Source organism: Gardnerella leopoldii (assembly GCF_003293675.1).
In the GTDB taxonomy this organism is placed as follows: Bacteria; Actinomycetota; Actinomycetes; order Actinomycetales; family Bifidobacteriaceae; genus Bifidobacterium; species Bifidobacterium leopoldii.
Genome location: NZ_CP029984.1, coordinates 1537645 through 1563445, shown reverse-complemented (window position 1 = coordinate 1563445; position 25801 = coordinate 1537645). Strand labels below are relative to the sequence as shown.

Sequence of the window (25801 nt, the reverse complement as noted above, 5' to 3'; positions counted from 1 at the left end):
TTTTTCCTTTCTTCTTCTCCTTCGTGCTAGGTACACGAAGAAAAATTTGCTGTGTAACTCCAACCGGAGCCACACACGCCCGTCAAACTAGGACTGACCGGCGTTTGCTATTAACATACCCCCCCCCGTTCGAAAAAGTCAAGAGCCAACACACAACTCATTAACAAAAAACATTCATATTTTTATAAAAATATTTCAGTCAAACTATTTTCAAGAATAAAAAATACAGTATTATGCGTTATTTTTCGTAAAAATGTCAATTTCAAGGTTTTTAAAGATTTTTCTCAGAAAACTCTCAGGAAACTCTTGAATACTCCCCCAACCAGCCGCAAAACCGTTGCAATATAGCCACTCTTGCGCGACACGCCGACAACCCGCTTCTCGCGTATCGCACGCGGCAAAAACTTTACAGCGGTGTAAATAAAAGGTCGTTTGCGTGCGAAATAGCGGCAAAAACTTTACGCGCGAGTAAAGAAAAGGTTGGGACGCAACAAAAAAGGCGGCAGGAATAATCCTACCGCCTAATTTTCACTATGCACACACGCATAAAACTGCGTTACGCGCAAAGCAACAAAAAGTTAGAACTACTTAAGTTCAACGGAAGCGCCAGCCTCTTCGAGGGCAGCCTTAGCCTTCTCAGCATCTTCCTTCTTAGCCTTCTCGAGAACAGCCTTTGGAGCGCCGTCCACGAGAGCCTTAGCTTCAGCCAAGCCGAGGCTGGTCAAAGCACGCACAGCCTTGATGACTGCAATCTTCTTATCGCCAGCAGCGGTGAGAACGACGTCAAACTCGTCCTTCTCTTCCTCAGCAGCACCAGCAGCAGCTGGAGCAGCAGCAACAGCGGCTACAGGAGCAGCAGCTTCGACATCAAACTTATCTTCGAATGCCTTGACGAACTCAGAGAGCTCAACGAGGGTCATTTCACCGAAAGCTTCAAGAAGCTCTTCGTTAGTGAGCTTAGCCATAATTGGCTTCCTTTCTTACTTGGCCGGGCATACTTTATGCCTTACGACCATAACATTTTTATATTTGGTTGGTCTCATGCAGCAAGCTGCAAGGGAATCAAGCGGCCTTTTCCTGCTTCTCGCGCAAAGCGTCGATTGTACGAACTGCCTTGGTTGGCAATGCGTTGAACAGGCAAGCGGCCTTGGACATGGTGCCCTTGAGCGCGCCGGCCATTTCGGAAAGCAACTGTGGGCGCGACTTCAAGTCGGCGAGCTGCTTTGCACCTTCGGCATCGTAAACGGTTCCATCTGCGAAACCGCCCTTAATGACGAGGGCTTTATTCTCTTTGGCAAAATCACGCAAGGTCTTAGCAGCCTCAATGAAATCACCCTTAACGAAGGTGACTGCAGTTGGGCCGGCGAGAAGCTCGTCGAGACCTTCAATGCCCGCTTCCTTAGCAGCAATACGAGCAAGCGTGTTCTTAGCCACAGAGTAGGAAGTATCGCGGCCTAGCTTTTCGCGCAGAGTAGAAATCTGCGGAACGGTAAGCCCGCGGTACTCGGTGAGGTAGATAGCGTCTGCATTACGGAAAAGTTCCGTAAGCTCGGCAACTACCGCTTCCTTTTCGGGCCTCTTCATGGCGTTCCTTCCTAAATTGGCCGTAGGTGAAAGAAACGCATCAAGCTTAATTAAACAGGGCAATAAAAAAAGCCCTGCGCACTGGCAGAGCAACATAAGAAGCACTAAAGCGTGCTAAATTTTCGACTCATAACGAGATCCGCTATAAATCCTCGCTCAACCTGTGCTGGCATGACGCATCAATTTCAGGAATCTCGCGATCCCACCAACGGTCTGTGGTTTACGTTGGGTAATTTTAATACGCTGTTAGGACAATGTCAAGAGAAATATTATAGAAATAAAAAAGAGGGCATGTAATTTACATACCCTCTAATTTTTTAATTTTTACTTTTATATTTTTTGTTTCACAAGTTCACTACTTGTAAAATGCACCCTTACATTAAATGCACATTTACAGCACAGCATTAGCAACAAAATCAAGTAAGAACAGCAAAGAAACAATCCAAAGCATTGGATGAACTTCTTTAGCACGCTTCTTGCAAGTCATCACCAAGCAGTACATGATAAAGCCGGCGGCGATACCATAAGAAATGTTGTAAGAGAATGCCATGAACACTGCAGCGAAAAATGCAGGAATTGCCTCAGAAATATCATCCCAAGCAATTTCCTTCAAAGAGCTTGCCATCATGCAACCAACAACCACAAGCACACCGGCAGTTGCAGCAGCAGGAACAGCGGAAACTACAGGAGCAAGCACTATAGAAAGCGCGAAGCAAATAGACACAACTACGGAAGTCAAACCGGTACGACCACCAGCACCAATACCTGCAGCAGACTCTACATAAGTAGTGGTATTAGAAGTACCGAAAATTGCACCAACAGAAGTTGCGATGGAATCAGCGAACAAAGCGCGATCCATCTTGGAACTAAAACCGGAGCCGTTTTCAAGAGCTTTTTCGTCAGCCTCAGAGAAGATACCTGTACGACGACCAGTGCCAATGAAGGTACCCAAGGTGTCGAAAGTATCAGACATTGAGAATGCAAAAATCGTTATCAAAACAAGCGGAACACGCGAAGGGTCTGCAAACAGCGTTGAGAAGCCTTTGTCACTAAATATTGCGCAGAAAGTAGTTGGCAAATTATTAAAAGCTTCTGAAACTGAAACAGAATTGCTCATGGTTGTAAGTCCCATTGGAATACCGATTAATGCAGTAACAACAATGGAAATAAGCAAAGATCCACGAACATTCAACACAGTAAGCACGATTGCCAAAAGCAATCCAATGAGGAACAACCACAATACTGGGTTCTTTAAAACAGCAAGACCTGGAATTGCAGGAGCTGCACCAAAATGAGACGCAACTTTTGCAGCTTTGTCATCCTTTGGAGTGAACTTAATCAAATCAACGTTCACCATGCCAACATAAGCCACAAATAAACCAATGCCACCGCCGATTGCGTGTTGTAACGAAGTCGGGATGGCACGAATAATCATTTTACGAATTTTAGTAACGGTAATAATAATGTTAATTAAACCGCATAAGAACACCATGCACATTGCATGCTGCCAACTAAAGCCTAAGCCTTTTACGACTGTGAACGTAAAGAATGCATTTAAGCCCATACCAGCAGCCTGAGCATAAGGCACGTTGGCAAATAAGCCCATAACAAGCGTGCCAATAATAGCAGCAATAATTGTTGCTAAGAACACGCCACCCCATGGCATACCAGTTTCTTTTAATACATTTGGATTTACGATGATAATGTACGACATTGCGAAGAATGTAGTGAGACCTGCAGTGATCTCCGTTGATACATTCGTGCCGTTTTCTTTGAGATGGAAGAACTTTTCCATAAACTCTCTGTTCCTTGGTTTACAAGCGCAAAAGACCAGAAAAGCGCGGCGAAAGCACTTGAGCAATCGCGTACGCAATTACATTTGGGCATTCACGCAGAGGTTACTGCGACTCGTCGAATGAACGAAGGCATCACAAAATCTCACATAAAATTATGAAAATTGCGAAACCTTTGAACAACCGAACAGCTCTGACCTTACGCGCACGTGCTGACCAAGGAAATACACCGAAATCAAAAAAGTATATAACAAATCAGCCAAAACGACCGGAAATATAACGCTCAGCTTCAGCGTTGCGCGGATTGTTGAACATAGTAGTCGTGTCTGCAAAGTATTCCAGATGACCAGGCTTACCGACAGCCTTCAAATTAAAGAATGCAGTGTAGTCTGCAACACGCGCAGCCTGTTGCATATTATGCGTCACGATCACAATCGTGTAATCGTTTTTAAGCTCATTAATCAAATCTTCTACAGCCAACGTAGAAATAGGGTCAAGAGCTGAGCAAGGCTCATCCATAAGTAAAACTTGCGGATGCACAGCCACAGCCCTAGCAATGCAAAGTCGCTGCTGCTGACCGCCAGAAAGACCAATACCCGGCTTATCTAAGCGATCCTTAACTTCATTCCACAAGTTCGCGCCTCGCAAAGCCCACTCAACTAAATCGTCAGCATCACTCTTAGCAATTTTACGATTATTCAAACGAACTCCAGCAAGCACGTTTTCGCGAATAGACATTGTTGGGAAAGGATTTGGGCGCTGGAAAACCATGCCAACATCGCGGCGGACAGCCACAGGATCCACATCTTTGCCATATAAATCGCGGCCTTCAAGGAGCACCTGTCCTTCTACTCGCGCGCCCGGAGTGATTTCGTGCATGCGGTCTAAGGTGCGCAAAACTGTTGATTTTCCACATCCGGAAGGTCCGATAAAAGCCGTCACTTTATTTGGCTCAATATTAATATTCACATCTTCTACAGCAAGAAAATCGCCATAATAAATATTCAGATGCTTCACATCAATTCGCTGACCCATTTTATGCTCACTTTCTAAAAATTTAATTCGTTTTGCTTTGCTTTATTTCGCTTCGCTTTGCTTTACTTTATTTCGCTTTATCTCGCTTTTACAGAAAACACTCGAGCTACAATTCGCCCCAAAATATTTAGCAACAACACCAACACAATAAGCATTAAAGCTGCAGCCCACGAGCGCTCCATCGGAATTGACGTTATGCAAGAAGTCGGCGCATTAGCTGGGCAATTCGCAGAAAGTTTGGAATATTCTTGGTAAACGTACACCGGCAAAGTCGTCATTTGCCCGTCAAATAAATTGAGATTCGTTGAAGCAATAAAGCCTGAAGCCATAAGAAGTGGCGCAGTTTCACCAATAACGCGCGCAACCGCAAGAATACATCCAGACACAATTCCCGGAAGAGCAGTGCGCAAAACGATTTTTGTAATTGTGCGCTGCTGAGTAACTCCCAAAGCAAGAGATGCCTCGCGCAAATCGTTAGGCACAATTTTTAGCATTTCTTGAGAAGACTTCACAACTGTTGGAATCATAAGAAGAGAAAGAGCCACAGATCCTTCAAAACCATTGATTGTACCTGGGCCAGCAAGAAAAGCAAACATTGAAAACGCAAACAAGCCAGCAACAATAGACGGAATACCACTCATAACGTCAACAAGCAGATTAATTATGCGCGAAATTTTGTTTCCGCGAGAATACTCAACCAAATAAACAGCACACATTAAACCAATCGGAATTGAAATAACCATAGCTCCTAGCGTTATTTCAAGAGTTCCAATAATCGCGTGCAAAATTCCGCCATAACCGCCAGTTCCAGTAGCATTTCCGCCCACAACGTAAGTCATGTTATGAGTGAGAAAATCAAAATTCAAGCGCTTAATACCATTAATAATGGTTGTTAAAAGCAAAGAAATAAGCGGAATAAGTGCCACAACAAAAGATAAGAAAATCAGCACGCGCATAAGCATGTCTTTACGTTTGCGCGCAGCTATGTGTGAACGAGTTGGGCGGAATTTGTTGAAGTCAATAACCGGAGCTGCGGAATTTTCTGCGGAATTCTCAGCAGAACTTTCGACAGACTTTTCGGCAAAAGTATTCTCGCTAAGCACTTCAATATTATTAATTTGATTCCCCATTTATGCGCCCGCCTTTCCTGTGATTTTGCGAGCAATAAAGTTGACTGCAAAAGAAATAACAAACAAAACTAAGCCGGTTGCAATAAGCGCACTTACGCCAAGTCCGTTTGCTTCCGGATACTGCGCTGCAATATTTGCTGCGATAGTTTGATTTTGAGAAGCCTTGAAAATATTGATACCAAAAGTAAATCCAGGAGACAAAATCATCAAAACTGCCATCGTTTCGCCTAAAGCACGACCCAGCCCAAGCATAGAAGCCGACACAATACCAGACTTTGCAAACGGCAGAACCGCTAATCTAATCATCTCCCACTTTGTAGCGCCAAGCGCAAGCGCACCTTCTTGCTGCAAACGCGGAGCCTGCTGGAAAATATCGCGAGCCATAGAAGTAATAATCGGCAAAATCATCACAGCCAAAACTAATGCAACTGTAGCAGCAGAACGAGAAGGATTAGCCGCCGGACCAGAAAATAACGGAATCCAGCCAAAAAGTTTAGAAACCCAATCCCAGAAAGGATACATAGCTGGAACCAAAACCAATCCGCCCCACAAACCATAGATTACGGATGGAATTGCCGCAAGCAAATCAATTACTCCACTGAAAAGCGGAACAATTTTTTTAGGTGCATAATAAGAAATAAATAGAGCAATACCAATTGCCACAAAAAATGCGAACAGCAGCGCGAGCGCAGACATAAGCACTGTGCCAAAAATAAGCGGAGACACATAGCTTATAAAATCATGTGCCTTACCACCAGTAAAATCAGCAAACACATGACTTACTTGATCGTGATTTCCACTTATTAAAGGCAAAGCACAAAACAGCAGAAATACTGCAACTGCCGTAAGAACAAGCAAAATTAGCATGCCGCAGCCTGCAGCCACGCCTTTAAAAAGACGGTCTGCAAGATGAGTGCCAACATAATTTTTTCTATTGCTCTCAGAAATTTTAGCAGTTTCGTTTGCACTATTCGCGACTGCTTTCGCATTTTTCGTAGAACTCAATCATTCTCCTTTATAACCGATACGTTCATAATATCAGTTTGTAAAGTTTTTATTTTCTTGTTTTAACAGACTTAATCGATGCGTTAATTTTGCTTACCAAATTTTGTGGGAGTGGAGCTGTTCCAGCAGCAGCAGAAGCAGCATTCTGCCCTTCCGCGCTAGTTACGTAGCTCAGCCAAGACTTCACAAATCGAGCAGTTCCTGCATCTTTATAAACCGGGCAAGCAATATCGTAAGAAACTAACACAATTGGATAAGCGCCCTTAGATTGCGTATTGTGATTAATTTTCATAACAACGCGATTAGGATATTTTGCAGAAGCGTCTGCGTCAATTTCAGAATCAGCTAAAGTTTTAGAAGCAGCTTCCGGAGAAATCTCATTGTAAGTATCCCCCACTTTCACTGCAACAGTGCCGAGCTTACCGACCTGTGAAAAATCAGCGTAACCAATCGCACCATTCGCCATGCGAATAGTAGATACAACGCCCGAAGTTCCCTTTGCGCCTTGACCGACGCTATTTGGCCAGTTTTCGCTAAGATCGTGCGACCAATCGTCTGGAGCCGCATCCTTCACATAGCTTAAGAAATTCTGCGTTGTGCCAGACTTATCGGAGCGGTGAACAACAGTAATCGGGGTGTCTGGAAGCTTTAGCTTAGGATTCTGCTTCTTGATATCGTCATCATTCCAGCGCGTAATTTTTCCGTCGAAAATTTTAGCAATCGTCGAAGCGTCCAAATTAATATGCTTGCCAGCATCAGAAACACCTTTAAGGTTGAAAATAATCGCAATTGGTGAAACATACACAGGCACGTCGAAAGCCGTAGTTCCATGAGCACAAACCGACTTAGACTTTTCAACTTCGTCGTTACTCAACGCTTTGTCTGAACCAGCCCAAGCCGTGGCTCCTGTCATAAAAGTGGTAACACCAGCACCAGAACCGGTTGGATTGTAGGCAATTTTTGCACCCGGATTTTTAGATTGGAATCCTGCAATCCACGCTTCCATTGCAACCTGCTGGGAAGAAGCACCCGAGCCTTGGAAATTGCCGGAAATTTTTGCATTCTGCGCTCCGGTTGCGTTGTTGCTGCCCGCTGGACTATTGTCGCCGCAAGCAGCGCAAGTTGCGCACAAGCCGAAAGTGAGCGCCGCAGCAGCAATACTACGGAACTTAAGTGCGCTTTTATTCATATTAAATTTATTCATATTTGACTTATTCATATCGTTACGCATATTCTTCTTTCCTTTCGCGAAGAATTGCCTTGCGCCCCACCACATTTTCGCGTTCCTATAGCCGTATTGCGAATTGGGCGCATTTTCTTAATTAATCCCTATCTTTTTTTATTAACGCAACCATCGTAAACAGGTGGGTAAAACCTCACCGGCAAAAATAAAGTGGGTATCAAAAACGGCGGTATTTGGCGTTATATTTGACGCGACCTAAGCAAAATGAAGGTCGGCGACTACATCGGCGTGTCGAAATGTCACAAATTGCGAATTATATTTACAGTAATTTTTGCAGCAGTGTCCGCGTATTCGGAAATATCGAAAGCGCGGAAAGTTTCGTATTCAGTGTCTGCATTATCACTCATTGCGCGCACAATAAGCGCAGGAACGTCATTACGAGCAGCAACATGCAAGACAGCAGCACCTTCCATTTCAACTGCATCTGCTTTAGTAGCTGCAATTACTTCCGCAACTTTTTCTTGCGAATCAACAAAATATCCGCCGGACGCAATCGTTCCAGCAATATGCGTGATTTTCATGTCAGTTAATACATTGCTAGCTACTTTAAGCAAGTAATCATCCGAATGAAATTCGCTTGCAAACGGCTTCCACTGACCGATTAGACGCATATCAGTATCGAGATATTTTACAGTCTTTCCAAGAACAACATCGTTCGTATGCAAATTTTTATTAAGATTTCCTGCAATTCCAGAAAAAATTACAGCTTGAGGATTGTATGTGTCAATAAGATACTGCACAGTTGCAGCAGCATTTACTAAGCCCATTCCGCCAACCGTAGCTGCAACTTCGATTTTACTGCCATTCGCCGAGTCAAGAGTGCCGCAAGATACATCAAGACTTGCAGACTTATCGTGAGTCACGTTTTCAAGCGCGCTAGCAATATGTGCAACTTCTTCCTCTAAAGCACCGACAACAGCGACTTTCGTAATTTTCTCAGTACTAGGCATTAGCAGAATCATCCTTTTTTACTTCGCTACTTACGCATTTATCGTTATTCTTAACCAAAAACACGCATACTAAAGTCATAATAACAAAAGTCAAAGTCGCAATCTTCAGCAATGCTCCGCACGTAAAATCAAACCAAGGATTCACAACAGGAACATTGAAAAACGCAATAATTTGATCCTGCAAAGCAAGAAAAGCAAAAAATCCAGCTATAAGAAGCACACAAACTAAAGTACCAACAATGCGACGCCATCCGCTAGCAAAAACAATTAAAGCAATTCCAGTTACAAACGGCATAAAAACGCTAAACCACAAAGCAGAAAACGTAACAAGCGTATACCCAGCGCTATGCGTGCCACGATACCATGCAAGAGCCAACAAAAGCACACCGTTGTAAATCAAAGCTAACAATATATAACGCACCACCGGTAATGCTTTACACATAAAACCTTTATTCGCTTTATTAGCTTTATTCAAGTCTTTGTTATACATTTCAACACACTCCCTTGTACGCAAAATATAATGCAAAAATAGGCGGCAAATACAGTAAGGAATATAAGCCAAGTAGAAATTAATTGAGATTATCTTACTACAATCTCTAATCTCTAAGCTCTACGGCGAGTTGCTACAGATTTAGCTAAAATTCTTAGCAAATTGGCAGTACCTTCCCAAGAAATGCAACGATCTGTAATAGACTTGCCGTATTCAAGCTCGCTAAGAGGAGCAGGATCTTGATTGCCACCCTGCAAGAAGCTCTCCATCATAACGCCCTTAATACCCTGCTCGCCATCAGCCAAACGATCTGCAATCTCACGCACAACCTCAATCTGGCGACGCTCATCCTTGCCAGAATTACCATGCGAACAATCCACAACCACGCCGTTAGAAGCCATACAACCAGTGCCCAAGCGCAAACGAATCGAAGCAACAGCAGAAGCAACCGACGCAGCATCATAATTAGGACCTTTACTAGAACCGCGCAAAACCACGTGACAATCAGGGTTGCCAAGAGTCTGCACAGCACAAGCGCGACCAAGATGATCAATACCAAAGAACGTATGATGCTGGCTCGCAGCTAAGCAGCCATTTACAGCCGCAGAAACGGAACCATCCGTAGCATTCTTAAAACCAACCGGCATAGAAAGACCACTAGCAAGCTGACGATGAATCTGAGACTCCGTATTACGCGCACCAATCGCGCCCCAACTCACAGCATCCGCAATAAACTGAGGGCTAGTCGGCTCCAAAAATTCAGTAGCAGCAGCCAAACCAGCATCCAACACGCCGAGCAAAGTCTTACGCGCAAGCAACAAACCCTTATGAATATCATGCGTTCCATCAATATCCGGGTCGTTAATCAAACCTTTCCAGCCAAGAGCTGTGCGCGGCTTTTCAAAATACACGCGCATAACAATAAGAAGCTCATCTTCGAGCTCCGAACGCAACTTAGCCAAACGATTCGCATAATCAAGAGCAGCCTTAGGATCATGCACAGAACACGGGCCCACAATAACAAGAAGGCGATCGTCGTCGCCATTCAAACAGCCACGAATCTCATCACGCGACTGCGCAACAATATCCTGCGCATACGACGACAATGGCAACTCGCCAAGCACCTGAGCAGGAGTCGGCAGCGGCTCCAGCTCAAGCACGCGGCGGTTAATAATGCGATCCACACCAACCTGGTCCTCCCAGCGCTGGAACTTCGCAGAGTTAAGAGGGTTGCGCCCCTCCTCAACCTCCTTCTTTACCGCGCGAGAAGTACGCTGCTCAGCTGCAGAAGACATTTGTCACCATCCTATAAAACAAAACGCGCACCGCCGCGCTTGCGCAAAGAGTTAACCTAACTGTGGGGTCGGTGTACGCATCTTGAAATAAAGATGCGTACACCGCCGAGCTTGCGTTGAAAGCACAACCACATTTGATGTGGTCGGTGCTTGCATCTTGAATAAAGATGCAAGCACCGCCGCGCTCACGCGAAAAGCACACTGTGCTTTTCGCAATAGTGAGCGCGGCGCTTTGGAGTAGCTTAAGCGCCCAATGCGCTTAAGCTAAGCCAAAGCGCCCATTGGATCCCACGCCGGCAAAACAATTGCTGGTTCTTCTAGGGCTTTGCGATATTCTTCCGGAAGCAGATTCTTCGGCACTGCAACTTCGTACACATACTCAGTAAACCAGTCGTCACTCATCGTAAAGTAACCCTTATCTGCAATATCAGTGCCCCAAGAGTTCTCTACGCGCCAACGGCGAGTAGTCGTACCATCATCAGCAACATCAACACCAGCAAAAGCCATAGCGTGATTCATCGCAGAATCAGCAAAACGCACACGCGCTTCCTTATCCAAATCAAAATCAACGCCATAAACGCGACCATACTCGAACAAATCAGTAGCCCAAGCGCCATTCTCGCGATCCATCATAGGATGACAATCGGCACCAAACCACACTGGAATGCCCTTCTCAACCAAAATCTTACGCACGCAATCCTTCATAAACTGGTTTGGCACGTTCAAATACTCGGTTGCGTCTCCGCCAGCAACATTACCCAAGTGCTCAATAGCAATCTTCTTGCCCTTAGGATGTTCAGCGCGAGGATCGTCAACCAAGCACACATAATCCTCAAGACCAGCATTCACGTACTTCTTCCAGAACTCAACTGGCGTAATCTCACCATCGCGATGGAACTTGCCGTCGCTATCAGTCCACTCCCAATCGAAGCTCTTAGGTGGCTCACCCAAGTGAATTGTCAAAATCCTGTGACCTGCAGCAGTAGCATCCGCAATAATCTCATCAATTTCAGTGGCATTCGCATACATATGAGCAACAGCAGTATGCAAAAGCGCACGCAACTGCGTATTCATAGCACCAGTATTCTTAGAAGAAGCGGTTTCTGGGAACAAATCCTTAGGAACAGCACCATACTTCTTGTAAACGTTCATAGCCATGGTCCACTGACCGCCATCGCCCATAACGTCATGCAACAAATGCTGAATCAAACGAGAATCTGAAGGCTCACCTGCACGCACCAAAGCCGCAACATCCTTCAAGAAGTAGTTAATTCGCTCAAGCTTGTCATAGTACATTGCGTAGTTCTGAGAAAACTCAAATTCCTTCAATCCAAGGGATTTCTTCGCAATGAAACGAGCCACGTTCAACGAGCTAAACAGCCAGCAACGGCCAGAACGATCCTGATGTGTTGCATCTCCGTTATCAACAATGGTAGAAAAACGACGCTGCAATAAGCGCGCACGATCATAATTACGCGCGACTTTATCAATACCAGCAGCAGTCACACCATTCATAGCTAAACGGTTTAAAGGATTTGCGTCAAAATCCTCACGCAAACCTTGTAATTTTTCATCAGTTAGAGCAGTGATTTCAGTCACAATGCTACCTTTCCTGTTAATTATCAATATTTATTTCAAATATTTATTCAAATACCAGCACATTCTAACGTACGATACTTAAGCCAATCTACAAATTTTATAATATTTTCTTTATTGATTATCTGTGTCTTGGTTTTCTTGAGACTCGTTAGCTTCACTAGCTTCCTCAGATTCAGCCAACGCAGCTTGAACATCTCGCTGAGCCTGCTTCGCATCCGCAGAAGATTGAGCATTCGCCGAATCCTCATTATCGTCAGAAGCTTGCGCAACTTGTTGGTTTTGTTGAGCATCTCCAAAATCAAATCCAGAGAAAGCATTCGCAAACAGCGAGCGCAATTCCGTAACTCGCTGCGTAATAGTTGCCTCACGATGCTGCAATTGGGTTAATCGAGTCGTCATGCCATCAAGCTCTTGTTGTGCTGCAGCTCTACGCTCTTCAACCTGAGCAGTCGCCTCCTGCATAGCTTTGCGCACAATATCAGCAGCCTGACTATCCGCAGCCTGATGCGTTTGCGCTGCATATTCGTCAGCTTCTTGATGAACAGTTTTTGCGCGAGCAACCAAAGCATCTGCTTCTTCCTGAGCTGCACTTTCTTTCTCTTTCAAGCCAGAAAGCAAGGCATTGACTTTCTTTGTAGCTTCCTCCTGTTGAGCAGCAATATCTGCGCGAATCTGCTCAACTTCTGCACTAACTTGGCTTAACGTACGCGTACGTTCAACTTGAGCATCATCTGCAATTTCTTGAGCTTTAGCGGCAGCAGCATCCGTAATTTCGCCAGCTTTGCGCTGTGCGTCAGCCATCATCTTCGAAGCGTGTTCGCGCATATCAGCAAGCTTTTTATTTGCTTCAGCGAGAGCAGATTCAATCTGATCGTTTGTTTCAGCCTTAGCACGCGCAATCTCTTCGTTTGCAGCCGCACGCTGCTCAGCAATTTTTTGAGCAGCTTCCGACTTAAGTTGCGAAATACTGCTTTCTTGTTGCGCGCGCTCTGAAGCCATACGCTTTGTATGTTCTTCTTGAGCGTTTTGTAAAGCTAATTCTGCAGCGTCTTTTTGAGCTTGCACATCTTTAGCAGTAGTATCGCGCAAACGTGCAGAATCTTCTTGCGCAGCTTGCATAAGTTGTGTCGACTTTTGCGTGGCATTGGAAAGCATTGTGTCTGCTTTAGTTTGTGCTTCTTGCATTAAATGTGCAGCATCCAGCTTTGCATTGTTCAGCAAAGTTCCGGCTTGTGCTTGTGCATTCTTTTTAATTGATGCAGCATCTTGCTTAGCGCGCTCAAGCAATTGAGAACTAGTTTGCTCTGCAGATGCCAGCAATTGTTGCGCATTTGCACCTAAAGACGCAAAAGTATTTCCGCTTTTGGCACGTTTTACATTATTTTTTTCTTCTTGCAATTGCGCTTGTAATTGCAAAATTGATTCATCACTTGAACGCACTTGTTCACGCAGACGAGAAATAGTACGCTCATAGTTTGCAAATGCTTCATTTACCTTGTCTTTATCGTACCCACGCAACGCGGTTGGGAATAAATCAGCCACCATAATATTCCTTTCACAAGCCCCCACACAGCTGCACAAAACGCTGTGCTACACCATCAGAATCAACGCTATCACTTACAAGCAAAAAACACTCGTGTGTTGCGCACGTTTTTGCTAAGCTCACACAACTGCACTTACTACCTAGCTCAAATACAGTACTGTTTATATAGCATATGTGATTATTTGTCGCGAATTACTAAAGCAAGAAGTCTACCTTCATGCGATTTTCCAGCTAAACTAGCACGTCGATGAGAATACCAGAGTGGATTTTCCAAAGTGCACATTGGGTTTTGCAAATTTTGCAAACGTTCTGGCAAAGATTCACCTTCCCCATCTACTTCGCAAATCGTACGCAATTCCTCATCTTCAGATAAATATTGCGTTGCAGCTGTAACTCGCGGCAAAGCGTCAACAATATTCGCAACTCCTGCGAGTGCTAAATCAATGCGAGCAGCTTCAGCAATATCAATACCGATTCCACCGAAACGAGTTTTTGTTACAGTTTGCGGGTAACGTTTTTCAAAATCGCGCGCAATACTCTCACCAACTTCGTAGCAATCTCCACAAATACATGGACCGAGCACTGCTGTTATACGAGAACGCTCAGCTCCCTTTTCGCACATTGCTTCGATAACAGCATCAAGCACTCCAGCCATCAATCCTTTTCGCCCACAATGCGCTGCAGCGATTACTCCAGCTTCGTCGTCCGCAAGTAAAACTGGCAAACAATCTGCAGCAAACATTCCTAATGCAAGCGAGCACGCAGTTGAAACTTGCGCATCTGCTTCAATTCTCAATTGCGAATCCGCAAAACCTGTTGCATCAAAGCCGTAAGAAGTATTCCATGAATCTACTACACTATCTGCGTCAAATACTTCTCTGCTATGAACTTGAGCAACAAGCGACAAGTCAGCTTGCAAAGCTTTTTGTAAAGCTGCGCGATTGCTTGCTACAGCCTCCTCACTATCTCCTGCGCGTCCGCCTAAATTAAGTGAAGCAAATGAGCCTTCAGAAATTCCACCCAATCTAGTAGTAAAAACTGCATGAGTGTGAGTTCCTAAAGCCACCGGAATAGTCACAGGAATTGGCGTACCGTCCTCATCTTCGTGAGGCAACGGCATACCAGTTACGCTTGTTTCTTGCATTTTATTGTTTTCTTTCAGCCTAAATAAGCCAATTCTTCATTGCTTAATTGCAAATCGGAAGCTTTCAAACTATCTAAAATTGTAGCTGGTCTGTGAGCTCCAGGAATTACGAATATGTGATCGCCTTTAGCTAGTTCCCAAGCCAAAACTACTTGCTGATAGCTTACGCCATGATTTTCTGCAACTTTGCGGAATGGATCGAAAAGATGCTCGTCATAAGGATGACGGAATCCACCAAGAGGACTCCAGCAAACAAAAGCAATTCCAAGCTTTTCACAATATTGCAACGTATCTTCATTCTCTAAATGAACTGGAGAATATTGATTTTGCACTGCTACTAGCTTTTCTCCTAAAATATTGCGTGCAATATCGATTTGCTCTACAGAAGCGTTAGAAATACCGATTTCTCGAGCCACACCTTCGTCAAGCAACTGTTGCATTGCTTCAATAGACTCATTGTATGGAACTTCCGGATCTGGCCTGTGGAAGTAAAGCAAGTCAATAGTGTCAACGCCTAAAGCCATTGCAGACTCTTTAGCGTGACGAATCAAATGCTCTGGCTTACCATCCTTACCCCACGTTGGTCGTCCGTCAGTAAAGTTACGGAAGTGACCGACTTTTGTTGCAACTAAAATAGAAGATTTGTCGCCTTTCCAGCTTTCTAAAGCCTCACGAACAAGCTTTTCACCAGTTTGTTCCTCGCTGCCAGAGCAGTAATATGCCCAAGCTGTGTCAATATGCGTACAACCTGCATCAAGAGCTGCGTGAATTGTCTTAATTCCCATATCGTGACCAAGATTATTTTCTATTGTCAATGGCATTTCGCCAAAACCAATAGCGGTTGTATCAAACGAACCTAATGCGCGATGCATGACCATATTTCACCCCTATTTTGTAAGTTTTATATTTTCCGTAAGTATTTATTATTGCATTACGCTACTTTACGCAGTCACAATATTTTACTACTTTTTATATTTTATTTTATTGCACAGATTACATAAAACATTTAAATAGCTATCTAAAAGAAATGCCTCCAAACGCAAACGCAGCTTGAAGGCATTTCTACGAATATTTATTTTTTACTTAGTATCTAGCAATAATTTTGCTTTAATACTATTTGCGCGATTAATCTTCCTCAAATGGATCAAAATCGCGACGCACGCGGCGACGAGGACGCTCTGCGCGCTCTTCACGAGCCGAACGATACTCGTCATAGTGATCGTCATCAGCTGCATAACGCGGCTTTCGATCAGATACGCGACGATTTTCTGAATCTCGACGATTTGAACGATCTTCACGGTCGTCACGGTCTGCACGCTCTTCACGATCGTCGCGATTTTCGTAACGATCGTCACGATCATCGCGCACGCGGCGACGAGGACGCTCATCAAAATCGTTATCACTGTAACGGTCATCACGATCTGCACGACGGTCGTCGCGACGAGTGCTGCGGTCATCATAACGGTTATCGCGATCCGCGTATCGGTCATTTCGATCCATGCGATCTCGATCGTCACGATCATCGCGCATGCGGCGACGAGGACGCTCTGCACGATCCGCACGATCATGATTATCGCGATCGTCACGGCGAGAACGACGGTAATCGCCACGAGAATCACGAGAATCGCGATCGTCGCGAGAACCGCGGGAACGATTTTCACGCACCGCTGGAGCAGAAGATTCTTGATCTTCAAAACCTGGAATAGCCAAAGAAATCTTGCCACGCTCATCTACGCTTTGTACGATAACTTCAACATTATCGCCTTCCTTCAGCACATCTTCAACAGTGTCAATGCGCTCACCATTTGCTAAATTGCGAATCTGTGAAATGTGAAGCAAACCGTCAGTTCCAGGAGTCAAATTCACAAAAGCTCCAAAACTTGTGGTCTTAACAACCTTGCCTGTAAAAGTTTCACCAGCTTTTGGCACGCGAGGATTTGCAATAGAATCGATGATTCCCTTAGCTTTCTCAGCAGCTTCGCCGCCTTCAGAAGAAATGTAAACAGTACCGTCATCTTCAATAGCGATTTCAGCACCAGTTTCTTCCTGAATTTGGTTAATCATCTTGCCCTTAGGTCCGATTACTTCACCAATCTTGTCTACAGGAATTGTGGTTGTAATAATGCGTGGAGCAAATGGGCTCATCTCAGCTGGGCAATCAATGCACTCGTTAATAACTTCAAGAATCGTTGTACGAGCTTCATGTGCCTGCTGCAAAGCGGCAGCCAAAATATCAGCTGGAATACCGTCAAGCTTCGTATCGAGCTGCAAAGCAGTGATGAATTCGGAAGTACCAGCAACCTTGAAGTCCATATCACCAAATGCATCTTCTGCACCAAGAATATCAGTCAAAGTCTTAAAGATATGCTTTCCATCAACATCGCCAGAAACTAAGCCCATAGCAATACCAGCAACTGGAGCTTTCAAAGGCACGCCAGCAGCAAGCAAAGAAAGCGTAGAAGCGCAAACGGAACCCATAGAAGTAGAACCGTTAGAACCAATAGCTTCAGACACCTGACGAATAGCGTATGGGAACTCTTCGCGTCCAGGCAATACTGGAACCAAAGCCTTCTCAGCTAAAGCACCGTGACCAATTTCACGACGCTTTGGAGAACCAACGCGACCAGTTTCACCAGTGGAGTATGGAGGCATTTCGTAGTTGTGCATATAACGCTTAGTCTGTGGACCAGAAAGCGCATCAACCTGCTGCTCCATCTTAAGCATATTCAAAGTAGTCACACCCAAAATCTGGGTTTCACCACGCTGGAAGAGTGCAGAACCGTGTACGCGAGGCACAACATCAACTTCTGCAGAAAGCGTACGAATATCGCGCAAACCACGACCATCAATACGATAATCTTCAGTCAAAATACGACGGCGAACAATTTGACGCTGCAATTCTTTAAACGCATTGCCGAGTTCCTTTTCCTTTTCGGCTTCGTCCATATCAGTGAATTCTTCAGCGATTGCAGCACGCACGCCTTCTTTAATTTCAGCGATACGATCTTGACGAGGAAGCTTTTCAGCAATAGAAAGAGCTTCATTTAAATCAGCATGAGCAATCTCGTCAATACGAGCATAAAGTTCGTCAGTATATTCTGGGAAGAGTTGGAATTCCTTAGTTTCCTTAGCTGCAATACGCTTCAACTCATTTTGAGCATCGCAAATAACCTTAATAAATGGCTTTGCAGCTTCCAAACCTCCGGCTACAACTTGCTCATCTGGCTTGGTTTGACCATCATTGTAAATCAAATTCCAAGCATTCTTACCAGCACCAGCTTCAATCATTGCAATAGCAACATCGCCATTTTCAATCACACGACCAGCCACAACAATTTCAAATACTGCACGCTCGCGCTCACTCCAACGTGGGAAAGCAACCCACTGGCCATCAATCAAAGCCAAACGAACGCCGGAAACTGGACCCTCAAATGGCAAGCCAGAAATCATAGTAGATGCAGACGCCGCATTCAAAGCAATAACATCGTAAGCATCATCTGGATTAATTGCCAAAATTGTTTCAACAACTTGCACTTCGTTACGTAAAGTGTGTGGGAACAATGGACGCAACGGGCGATCAATAATACGGCATGCCAACGTTGCTTCGTTAGAAGGACGACCTTCACGGCGGAAGAACGAACCTGGAATCTTTCCAGCAGCATACATTTTTTCTTCCACATCAACAGTCAATGGGAAGAAGTCGTAATTTTCCTTCGGGCTAGATCCTGCAGTCGTCGTCGACAAAATCATGGAATCGTCATCCAAATATGCGGCAACAGCACCATCTGCTTGCTGAGCAAGTCGACCAGTTTCAAAGCGTAGCGTACGCTTACCAAATGAACCATTATCAATAACGGCTTCTACAGCCTTAATTTCGGGACCCTCCACGGGTTCCTCCTTTTCTTAACTTACCTAATCAACCAACATGCGTAATAACATTGACGACTTCGCATTATTACCTATATGCGAATATTTGCACTCTTTGCAACACTTGCGTTACGTCAATATTTCGTAGTGTTTTTTGTTTCGGTTACTTCAATCATCCGTATTAAGTTATGCTTCAATTTTCAATTATGTGTTGAATTATTTGTTAATTCTTTTTAGTTATAAATTACTTTTTAGTTATAAATTTTAAATATTGCCCACTACACTTTCCCCAAATATTGCGCATGAGTGAACAATTTATGTATTTAATAATTAAGCAAAACGTATAAATAATACAAAAGCCCGAGCTTAAGCCCGGGCAATAAGACTATCGACGCAAGCCGAGTCGTTCAATCAAAGAACGATAACGGTTGATATCAACACGCTTCAAGTAATCGAGAAGACGACGACGATCACCAACCATAAGCAACAAACCACGACGAGAATGATGATCGTGCTTGTGCTCCTTCAAGTGCTCAGTAAGGTCAGCAATGCGCTTGCTAAGCAAAGCGACCTGCACTTCTGGGGAACCCGTGTCACCCTCGTGCGTCGCGTATTCGTTGATAATGTTCTTCTTATCTTCAGCCGTTAATGCCACGGCGTCCTCCTTAATATCACTGCGCGGTGCCACAACCTTCTGCTGTAGCGCTCTCAATCCGCGGGCGTTACACGCCAAATATTTATTGTACAACCACTTGCAAACAACTCATTTTCGCAAAATCTAAATATTACATTGCTGTCAAAAAACCACCAAAAATAACCGCTAATATTGCCAAAACCTCAATCGCATAAAACATTATGAACGACGCCCAACTACGCGTAAGAACATTCAAAGCCGAGGTTTTAGGAACAATGACAAGCAAACCAACAAAAATGACAGCAAATACAGCTACTCCAATACCTGCAGAAATAATGCCAAGATTTGCCGCATTCGCTAAACCTGAAGCGTGACCATAAACCACATACGTCGAATACCAAAAGCTCATGTTTAGCATGCATAATCCGGCAATAAGTTGTTCTAAAGCCAGAAAAACAGCAAACATTATCCGCCAAATCCAACGATGAGTGTCAATTAACGCCATAGCAAGACTTGTAAAAGCAGACACTGTGATTACCCACGAAATAAAAACAACACCTTGCGAAGATAATCCAGAGCAATGCGAAATAACCCACGAAGTATGACGAGCTGCCATAGTGCGACCAATCCAATACGGAATAACAATAGCAACAAGCAGAACGCCAAAATAAATCCACCAATTCTTTGGATTAGAATGCTTACGAGAAAAATCAGCAATCGATAAGTCTGTTTCCGGCAAACCAATGTTTAAATATTCGTCAGGAATTTTGCTTTTCGAATCATCATTCTTTTTCGGAACTTCATTGGCATTGATTACGCGAGCAGAACGTTTTCTAGGCCTTAGCGGAGCAAAACTTTGTGGATGTTCACCATCATGCTCATCATTTAACTTCATGCGTTACTTCTCCTGCCAATCTTTAATCGCCAAGCAATTTCTCAAGTTTTAACCATGCAACATTACATTACTAATTATTATTGTATGTTATAACGCAATTAACTGATAGCGTGTGCACAAAAAGTGTCAACCGTTTATGGCGACTGCTAGTCTCAAAATAACAGTTGTTTCGCTTGATTTTTAATTAACAAGCGTCACTAAATACGCAAAATTTATGACAGGACATTATGGGATTTATTCATTTTATTGTTAACCTACTCAAGGATCCACGCTCAGCTATTGCAAGTTGGATTGCAATGGGCACAGCTCCAGCATTAGGCCTTATTTTTCTCATTGTTTTTATTGAAACAGGCGTAGTATTCTTCCCATTCCTCCCAGGAGATTCACTTCTTTTTGCAGCAGGCTTTTTTGCAGCTCCTGACGCTCAAACAGGTCATAGCGCGCTTCCACTTCCACTATTACTTGCCGTAGTGTGGCTAGCCCCAATTATTGGCGATCAGTGCAATTACTTTATTGGTCATTTCTTCGGACGAAAGATTGTAGAATCTGGGAAAGTAAAAGCGCTCACTCCAGAACGAGTTGCAAAAACCGAAAAAATGATTGATAAATGGGGTCCGCTGGCAGTATTCTTGGGTAGATTCTTCCCATTCATACGCACTTTTATGCCGTTTATTTCCGGAATTTCTGGAATGCGTTGGATACGCTTCACACCATTTTCTGTACTAGGCGGTCTCATTTGGTCGTCGCTTTTCACATTTCTTGGTTATTTCTTCGGCAAGATTGATTTCGTACAGAAGAATTTTGAATTAGTAATTGTTGCAATTTTGCTTATTTCGCTTGTACCAACTTTTATTGGTTTATACAAAGCACACAAAGCAAAGAAAACAGCAAAACTTAATAAAGAAAACAAATAAACTAGTATTTTAACTTACGACACTCAAGCACGCTGCACTACAAGAAATGTTGTTTTTATACAAGCTTTGTAGTACAGTGTGCAGAGTTGTCGTAAGATGATTTGTCTTAGACATTGGGGCTATAGCTCAGTTGGTAGAGCGCTTCGTTCGCATCGAAGAGGTCGTGGTTTCGATTACCATTAGCTCCACTAAGCCCACTGCATTCATTCCACCGCAGTGGGCTTTTTATTTTCTTGCACAATGCCTATCAAATCTAGCAAAACTAATTAGAATAGTTTACTGATTGTTAATTTTCTTTTTAAAAATAATGCTAATTCCTAATACAGCACAAAGAATTGCTATAATTCCAGCACAAATATAAGCCACAATTCCTATATAATTTACCGAGTTTCGTTTAAAGGAATCAGCATTTTCAAAAGATTTTTCCGATTTTTTCACTTGCGAACGAGCTATCCAATCATCGTTATCGGAGCTATTGTCGGAGCCATCATCTGAACCATCATCAGAACTATCAGTGTCTTTACTCTCGCTATTTTTAGATTTTTTATCTGCTTCAGATTTTTTTACAAGCTTATTTGCAATAGAAACAATTTTTACATTTTTATATTGCAAAATTGTTATATTTCCCGCATAATCTGCAGCTTTTACTAATACGTCATGAGTAAAACCGTCTGGTTTTAGTTTTGTAGATAAAACTGATTTATTCACATCTTTACCGTTCCAAATGCGATTTGTTTTACCATCAACATCGATTGTTACATATTGCAATGCTATGTTATCTTTTGCACTAATACGTAAAGTTTTTCCTTCTTTATTAGTGCGATAAGTAGAATTATTTTGCATATCAAACACTGTTGCGATTGGAGCAAGATTATCTACTGTAAATTGCACGGAAGCTGGTGCAAATTGCAACATTCCTTCTTTTTTGCTAACTGCACTTTCGCTACAAGAATGATTTCCTACTTTGTCTACTGACATAACACGTACACGATAATGAGCATTATCGGCAAAATTCCGTTTGAAAATAGTGTAAGTCAATCGTTGCCAGCCATGATCTATGCGACTGTTTACAGAAAAATCCTGTTTTGACAAAATCTTCTCTACACCGTCTTGCATAACACTAATTTTTGCAGGACTTGCCAATCCGCTAGGATTGAGTTCTTCAATATGAATATCTTTAGCATTTTGCAATTGTTTACGATTCATTGCTTTAGTGGAACTATCTATACTAAATGATGAACCGCTTCTATTTATAGAAAATTGCAACTTACCAGAAATAACATGATCTACTAAATCTTTAGCACTCCACTGAAGTTGATACACATCATCGTCTTGAATTCCATTATAAAAACCTGCGTATTGCACACTTACGCTTTGCGAATCGGCTTTTCTAGGCACAAAAGAACGCAATTCCTTAGCATATCGCATTCTTCTCAGAGAATACGTTACGCTTTCAGGTTTTAACCAACGATCTTTTATAACTAATGTTGGAACTACAGCATGAGAATATGCTCCGCCTTGTTGCACTCCAGTAATAGAAACAGTTGGCGCAAGCGTATCAATAATGAATTTATTACTGATAGAAGAACTCACATTACCTGATAGATCTTCAACACAATAGCGAACATTCCAAGAAGCATCCCCCGAAAAAGAAACATCAGCATACCACATATTTGTATGCACGCCATCGTTTTTAAAGCTTTTAGCTGTAAGTACCATAACCTGTTTACCATCAGCAAAAACTTTCGCAATAGGATAAGAATCATGAAGCAAATACGAGAAAACGAACGAATCATCCTGTATTAATATTCTTGAAGCTCGATTATTACGAAAATATTTGCCTTCATACGATGCGTTGTTATCATAGCTAACACTCAAGCGAGGAGCAATTTTATCAATAACAATATATCGTGAACGCTTGCTATAAGAGTTATCTTTTGTTAAATCTGAGGCATTCAGAACTGAATCAGGAATGCTTAATATTGGCTTACGAGAGCGCAATTTGTTGACAGAAAGTCTATTTTCATTAGAAATATAGTTAGTTTGCTTTGAAACATGAGGATTAGAGTCAACTCCTCCCCATATGCGTTTAGGATGCATTGTTACAGCAGCAAGTCTTATAGAGATATCTTGCAAATCATATATTCCTTCTTTTTGCAATTCAACTCTTACTATTCCTAATACTCGAGATCGGATCTTATAACGAATATTAACTAGCGACGACACCGCCTCAATCTTAGCTAAATCAGCTTTGGCACTCACTATTTGATATCTTCCAACGCTAACAGTAGCTTTATGCGCGTTCCTAATTTCCGAAGCGTCCAATCCATCAAAAGTTATAAGTAGCGAAGCAGAACGTTTAGTAAACATGTACTCGCCTTGAGTGCGAACAGTTTTCTGTTTTGTCATAACAGAAACATTTGCTATATGCAATCCTTTGGCTGCGTTATAGCTGTTTTTCGCATACGCAATAGAATTAAGTGGCAATAATGCAGCAACTATAGCAACACTAATAAATGCAATAATCCCAATATAGACACCAATGCGAGCGCAACCGCATTTAAGTCGCTTGAAAAAACACATATCCCCCAAATTTCTTTGTTTACACATTTATTCCCCCCTTTTTTATTATTTCTTTTATTCCTTTTGCAAAAAAGCTAGATTAATTTCGTCTTGAACTTTTTTGACACTGTCGATTGCGTTTTTCTTTCTACTTACAGCTTCATCATTTGACACATGCGCTTGTTTAAGAAGATATTCTGCCTTGTCGCACATTTGCTGAATTTCTTGTTTACTGGATCCACTTTCTAGAAACATCGGCAACCACGAATGAATTGATTGCAAAACTAGTTCTCCAGTATCCACGAATAAGACATCTCCGTGATCTTTCTCAACAATTTGCATTAACTGCTGTAATTGATTCACATAATTTTTATATGTTTCTACGCTTGCACAATCTTTAGAAACATCAACAAGCTGCGCATAAGCGTCAGAAATAGCGATGTACGCGCTTAACATTTTTTGATTTGAAACAGTATGCGATATGCCATCAGAATTAGTTTCTACAGTTTGCGAAGACGCTTCATTTGCATCTTTCTCATATTTTTGAGCCTCTTGGAACCATACTTTTGCTACTCGCATACGAGATAATCGTTCTGTTTGCGAAACTTTTCCAGAAAATCCTGCAAAATAGTACCAATACGCTTTACCTATTTCTATAGAAATATTCAACCAATCTTTATTTACAGGACGCAAGTTTTGCTCGTATTTATTAATCAAACCAACAAAACATTGCTCTTCGTTGGCACTCCATTGCTGATCTGCAAGTTGAATTTGCAATAAAATTTGGAGAGGTTTAAATGACATTTTGCTTATATATTTCTTATTGCGCATGCTATTTTGCACTTGCATTGCATGAGAAATATAGCGACACGCAATATCCGAATTGCTTTCACGCTCAGCTAATTGCATGTAAGAATCGTAACTTTTATTATTTTTGCGTATTGCCTCAATTCTTTTACTACTTGACCCACCATCAAAAGATTGCTTATTTCGATTTACAAAAGCATTCCCCACAAATAAACCTAAGCAGTTGAATAAAATTACTATAAAAACTAGCACTATAACAATTAATGCCGTAATTGCATAGCGCTTTTTTCCAGGCTTAGAACTATTTTTGCATTGTTTACGTCGCAATACATTCGCAGAAGTGTCGCATTGTTGTGAATGTTTTTCTGTATGCTCACACGCTTCCAGTGCAGAAAACATTTCTTCGCAATCTTTATATCTATGAGATGGTTTAGTAGCTGTAGCTATTGCGAGCACAGACACCAATTGTTCTACTACTTCACGATTCTCATGAGGCAATAGTACAGCAGATTGCACGTCTGTTTTAGACACTTCAGCTGGCAATAATGCGTAACGCAATGTCATTCCAATCGAATACACATCGCTTGAAGTAGTTGCTGCAGAGTTTTCATTCAAAATTTCAGGAGCAGTAAAAATATTAGTAGTAAATCGAGCGTCGCACTGGTCTATTGTGCGTAAATCAAGCACTCCCCCGTTTGCATATAATTGCGTTGCAGCACCAAAATCAATCAAACGGACTGTGCCATCTTCTGAAATCATAACCTGAGAAGGCTTAAGATCACCGTATATAATTGGCGGATAATGCGAATGTAAATAAGAAAGTATTGAGCAAAGTTGCATACCTAAATCAAGAACAATTTCAACATTTTGCAATCCAGATTCTTCTACAATAGATTTTAAAGAACGCCCCTTTACATAATCGCGAACAGCATAAGCTCTACCATTTTCTTCAAAAAAATCAACAATTCGCGGAATAGCTGGATGATCGCATTCCTTTAAAACATTCGCTTCAGCGCGTAAGGATTGAATAATATGCTGTTGATACTCTTCGTCTCCTTGCAAAAGCGTTTCTTTAACAGCCCATTGCTTGTGCAAAACGGTGTCAACAGCAAGAAAGACTGTTGAAGTGCCACCACGCCCCAGCTCACCAAGCAGCTGATAGCGTCCGCCTACACAAACCATCGTTACGCCTCCGCAATATTGAAAACTACAACTACTCATCAAATATTTCAGTTAATTTTTTGAGTAATTGAATTACAGTTGCGACTACTGTACCGATAAATTTATGCGTAAAAAAGCTTTTTATAGCAT

At 42.6% G+C, this 25801-nt stretch carries 20 protein-coding genes and 1 tRNA gene; 2 read left to right on the top strand and 19 right to left on the bottom strand.

The genetic code is table 11. The features are described 5' to 3' along the window. Positions 1-584: 584 nt before the first annotated feature. The 17 genes from rplL to DOD25_RS06285 form a co-directional block, all read right to left on the bottom strand. A complete protein-coding gene (gene rplL / locus DOD25_RS06370) occupies positions 585-965 on the bottom strand; it encodes a 50S ribosomal protein L7/L12 (RefSeq protein ID WP_004105575.1) in 381 nt (126 codons plus the stop codon). 97 nt (positions 966-1062) lie between these two features. Further along, the gene (gene rplJ / locus DOD25_RS06365) at positions 1063-1584 is read right to left on the bottom strand and encodes a 50S ribosomal protein L10 (protein WP_004105577.1); all 522 of its coding nucleotides are present in this window, start codon (positions 1582-1584) and stop codon (positions 1063-1065) included. Between the two features lie 391 nt (positions 1585-1975). Beyond that, on the bottom strand, positions 1976-3379 hold the full coding sequence (locus DOD25_RS06360) for an NCS2 family permease (protein WP_004105579.1): 1404 nt from the start codon (positions 3377-3379) through the stop codon (positions 1976-1978). A 253-nt stretch (positions 3380-3632) separates the two neighbouring features. Further along, positions 3633-4412 carry a phosphate ABC transporter ATP-binding protein PstB gene (gene pstB / locus DOD25_RS06350; RefSeq protein ID WP_004105584.1) on the bottom strand — a complete coding sequence of 260 codons (780 nt, stop codon included), beginning with the start codon at positions 4410-4412 and terminating at the stop codon, positions 3633-3635. Between the two features lie 77 nt (positions 4413-4489). Next, positions 4490-5542: a phosphate ABC transporter permease PstA gene (gene pstA, locus DOD25_RS06345; protein ID WP_162720546.1), complete on the bottom strand. Its 1053-nt coding sequence runs from the start codon at positions 5540-5542 to the stop codon at positions 4490-4492. Continuing rightward, the gene (gene pstC, locus DOD25_RS06340) at positions 5543-6490 is read right to left on the bottom strand and encodes a phosphate ABC transporter permease subunit PstC (RefSeq protein ID WP_032835357.1); all 948 of its coding nucleotides are present in this window, start codon (positions 6488-6490) and stop codon (positions 5543-5545) included. A gap of 106 nt (positions 6491-6596) precedes the next feature. Further along, positions 6597-7823, bottom strand: coding sequence for a phosphate ABC transporter substrate-binding protein PstS (pstS, locus tag DOD25_RS06335; RefSeq protein ID WP_112928872.1), 1227 nt, complete (start codon positions 7821-7823; stop codon positions 6597-6599). A gap of 206 nt (positions 7824-8029) precedes the next feature. Continuing rightward, on the bottom strand, positions 8030-8740 hold the full coding sequence (gene mtnN / locus DOD25_RS06330; protein WP_004105593.1) for a 5'-methylthioadenosine/S-adenosylhomocysteine nucleosidase: 711 nt from the start codon (positions 8738-8740) through the stop codon (positions 8030-8032). Further along, positions 8733-9230: a hypothetical protein gene (locus DOD25_RS06325; RefSeq protein WP_004105595.1), complete on the bottom strand. Its 498-nt coding sequence runs from the start codon at positions 9228-9230 to the stop codon at positions 8733-8735. Before DOD25_RS06325 ends, mtnN begins: the two co-directional genes overlap by 8 nt. 113 nt (positions 9231-9343) lie before the next feature. Continuing rightward, on the bottom strand, positions 9344-10525 hold the full coding sequence (locus DOD25_RS06320) for a 3-deoxy-7-phosphoheptulonate synthase (protein ID WP_112928871.1): 1182 nt from the start codon (positions 10523-10525) through the stop codon (positions 9344-9346). 264 nt (positions 10526-10789) lie between these two features. Next, entirely contained in the window at positions 10790-12124 is a 1335-nt protein-coding gene (locus DOD25_RS06315) for a C1 family peptidase (protein ID WP_004105599.1), read from the bottom strand. Between the two features lie 111 nt (positions 12125-12235). After that, the gene (locus tag DOD25_RS06310; protein ID WP_004574116.1) at positions 12236-13669 is read right to left on the bottom strand and encodes a coiled-coil domain-containing protein; all 1434 of its coding nucleotides are present in this window, start codon (positions 13667-13669) and stop codon (positions 12236-12238) included. Between the two features lie 176 nt (positions 13670-13845). Continuing rightward, on the bottom strand, positions 13846-14811 hold the full coding sequence (locus tag DOD25_RS06305; protein ID WP_004105603.1) for a polyphenol oxidase family protein: 966 nt from the start codon (positions 14809-14811) through the stop codon (positions 13846-13848). A gap of 14 nt (positions 14812-14825) precedes the next feature. Further along, entirely contained in the window at positions 14826-15689 is an 864-nt protein-coding gene (locus tag DOD25_RS06300; RefSeq protein WP_004105605.1) for an aldo/keto reductase, read from the bottom strand. 247 nt (positions 15690-15936) lie between these two features. Then, complete coding sequence (locus tag DOD25_RS06295) at positions 15937-18699, bottom strand: polyribonucleotide nucleotidyltransferase (RefSeq protein ID WP_004105607.1); 2763 nt, start codon at positions 18697-18699, stop codon at positions 15937-15939. A gap of 364 nt (positions 18700-19063) precedes the next feature. Further along, positions 19064-19333 carry a 30S ribosomal protein S15 gene (gene rpsO, locus DOD25_RS06290; protein WP_004109774.1) on the bottom strand — a complete coding sequence of 90 codons (270 nt, stop codon included), beginning with the start codon at positions 19331-19333 and terminating at the stop codon, positions 19064-19066. 130 nt (positions 19334-19463) lie between these two features. Then, positions 19464-20207 carry a teichoic acid transporter gene (locus DOD25_RS06285; RefSeq protein ID WP_112928870.1) on the bottom strand — a complete coding sequence of 248 codons (744 nt, stop codon included), beginning with the start codon at positions 20205-20207 and terminating at the stop codon, positions 19464-19466. Positions 20208-20434: 227 nt separating this feature from the next. Between DOD25_RS06285 and DOD25_RS06280 the strand changes: the two genes are divergently transcribed. Then, positions 20435-21121, top strand: coding sequence for a DedA family protein (locus tag DOD25_RS06280; protein ID WP_004105614.1), 687 nt, complete (start codon positions 20435-20437; stop codon positions 21119-21121). 115 nt (positions 21122-21236) lie between these two features. Then, positions 21237-21309: transfer RNA gene (locus DOD25_RS06275), tRNA-Ala, on the top strand. A gap of 88 nt (positions 21310-21397) precedes the next feature. On the opposite strand, the gene DOD25_RS06270 is transcribed toward DOD25_RS06275, so the two are convergent. Continuing rightward, complete coding sequence (locus DOD25_RS06270) at positions 21398-23731, bottom strand: hypothetical protein (protein ID WP_112928869.1); 2334 nt, start codon at positions 23729-23731, stop codon at positions 21398-21400. Between the two features lie 27 nt (positions 23732-23758). Further along, positions 23759-25672, bottom strand: a complete 1914-nt coding sequence (locus DOD25_RS06265; RefSeq protein ID WP_112928868.1) for a serine/threonine protein kinase — start codon at positions 25670-25672, stop codon at positions 23759-23761. Between the last annotated feature and the right edge of the window lie 129 nt (positions 25673-25801).

Excerpts from the sequence above, each read along its gene's own strand:
- rplL (WP_004105575.1), bottom strand. The coding sequence starts at position 965 with ATGGCTAAGCTCACTAACGAAGAGCTTCTTGAAGCTTTCGGTGAAATG.
- rplJ (WP_004105577.1), bottom strand. The coding sequence starts at position 1,584 with ATGAAGAGGCCCGAAAAGGAAGCGGTAGTTGCCGAGCTTACGGAACTT.
- DOD25_RS06360 (WP_004105579.1), bottom strand. The coding sequence starts at position 3,379 with ATGGAAAAGTTCTTCCATCTCAAAGAAAACGGCACGAATGTATCAACG.
- pstB (WP_004105584.1), bottom strand. The coding sequence starts at position 4,412 with ATGGGTCAGCGAATTGATGTGAAGCATCTGAATATTTATTATGGCGAT.
- pstA (WP_162720546.1), bottom strand. The coding sequence starts at position 5,542 with ATGGGGAATCAAATTAATAATATTGAAGTGCTTAGCGAGAATACTTTT.
- pstS (WP_112928872.1), bottom strand. The coding sequence starts at position 7,823 with ATGTGGTGGGGCGCAAGGCAATTCTTCGCGAAAGGAAAGAAGAATATG.
- mtnN (WP_004105593.1), bottom strand. The coding sequence starts at position 8,740 with ATGCCTAGTACTGAGAAAATTACGAAAGTCGCTGTTGTCGGTGCTTTA.
- DOD25_RS06325 (WP_004105595.1), bottom strand. The coding sequence starts at position 9,230 with ATGTATAACAAAGACTTGAATAAAGCTAATAAAGCGAATAAAGGTTTT.
- DOD25_RS06320 (WP_112928871.1), bottom strand. The coding sequence starts at position 10,525 with ATGTCTTCTGCAGCTGAGCAGCGTACTTCTCGCGCGGTAAAGAAGGAG.
- DOD25_RS06310 (WP_004574116.1), bottom strand. The coding sequence starts at position 13,669 with ATGGTGGCTGATTTATTCCCAACCGCGTTGCGTGGGTACGATAAAGAC.
- DOD25_RS06305 (WP_004105603.1), bottom strand. The coding sequence starts at position 14,811 with ATGCAAGAAACAAGCGTAACTGGTATGCCGTTGCCTCACGAAGATGAG.
- DOD25_RS06300 (WP_004105605.1), bottom strand. The coding sequence starts at position 15,689 with ATGGTCATGCATCGCGCATTAGGTTCGTTTGATACAACCGCTATTGGT.
- DOD25_RS06285 (WP_112928870.1), bottom strand. The coding sequence starts at position 20,207 with ATGAAGTTAAATGATGAGCATGATGGTGAACATCCACAAAGTTTTGCT.
- DOD25_RS06280 (WP_004105614.1), top strand. The coding sequence starts at position 20,435 with ATGGGATTTATTCATTTTATTGTTAACCTACTCAAGGATCCACGCTCA.
- DOD25_RS06270 (WP_112928869.1), bottom strand. The coding sequence starts at position 23,731 with ATGTGTAAACAAAGAAATTTGGGGGATATGTGTTTTTTCAAGCGACTT.
- DOD25_RS06265 (WP_112928868.1), bottom strand. The coding sequence starts at position 25,672 with ATGGTTTGTGTAGGCGGACGCTATCAGCTGCTTGGTGAGCTGGGGCGT.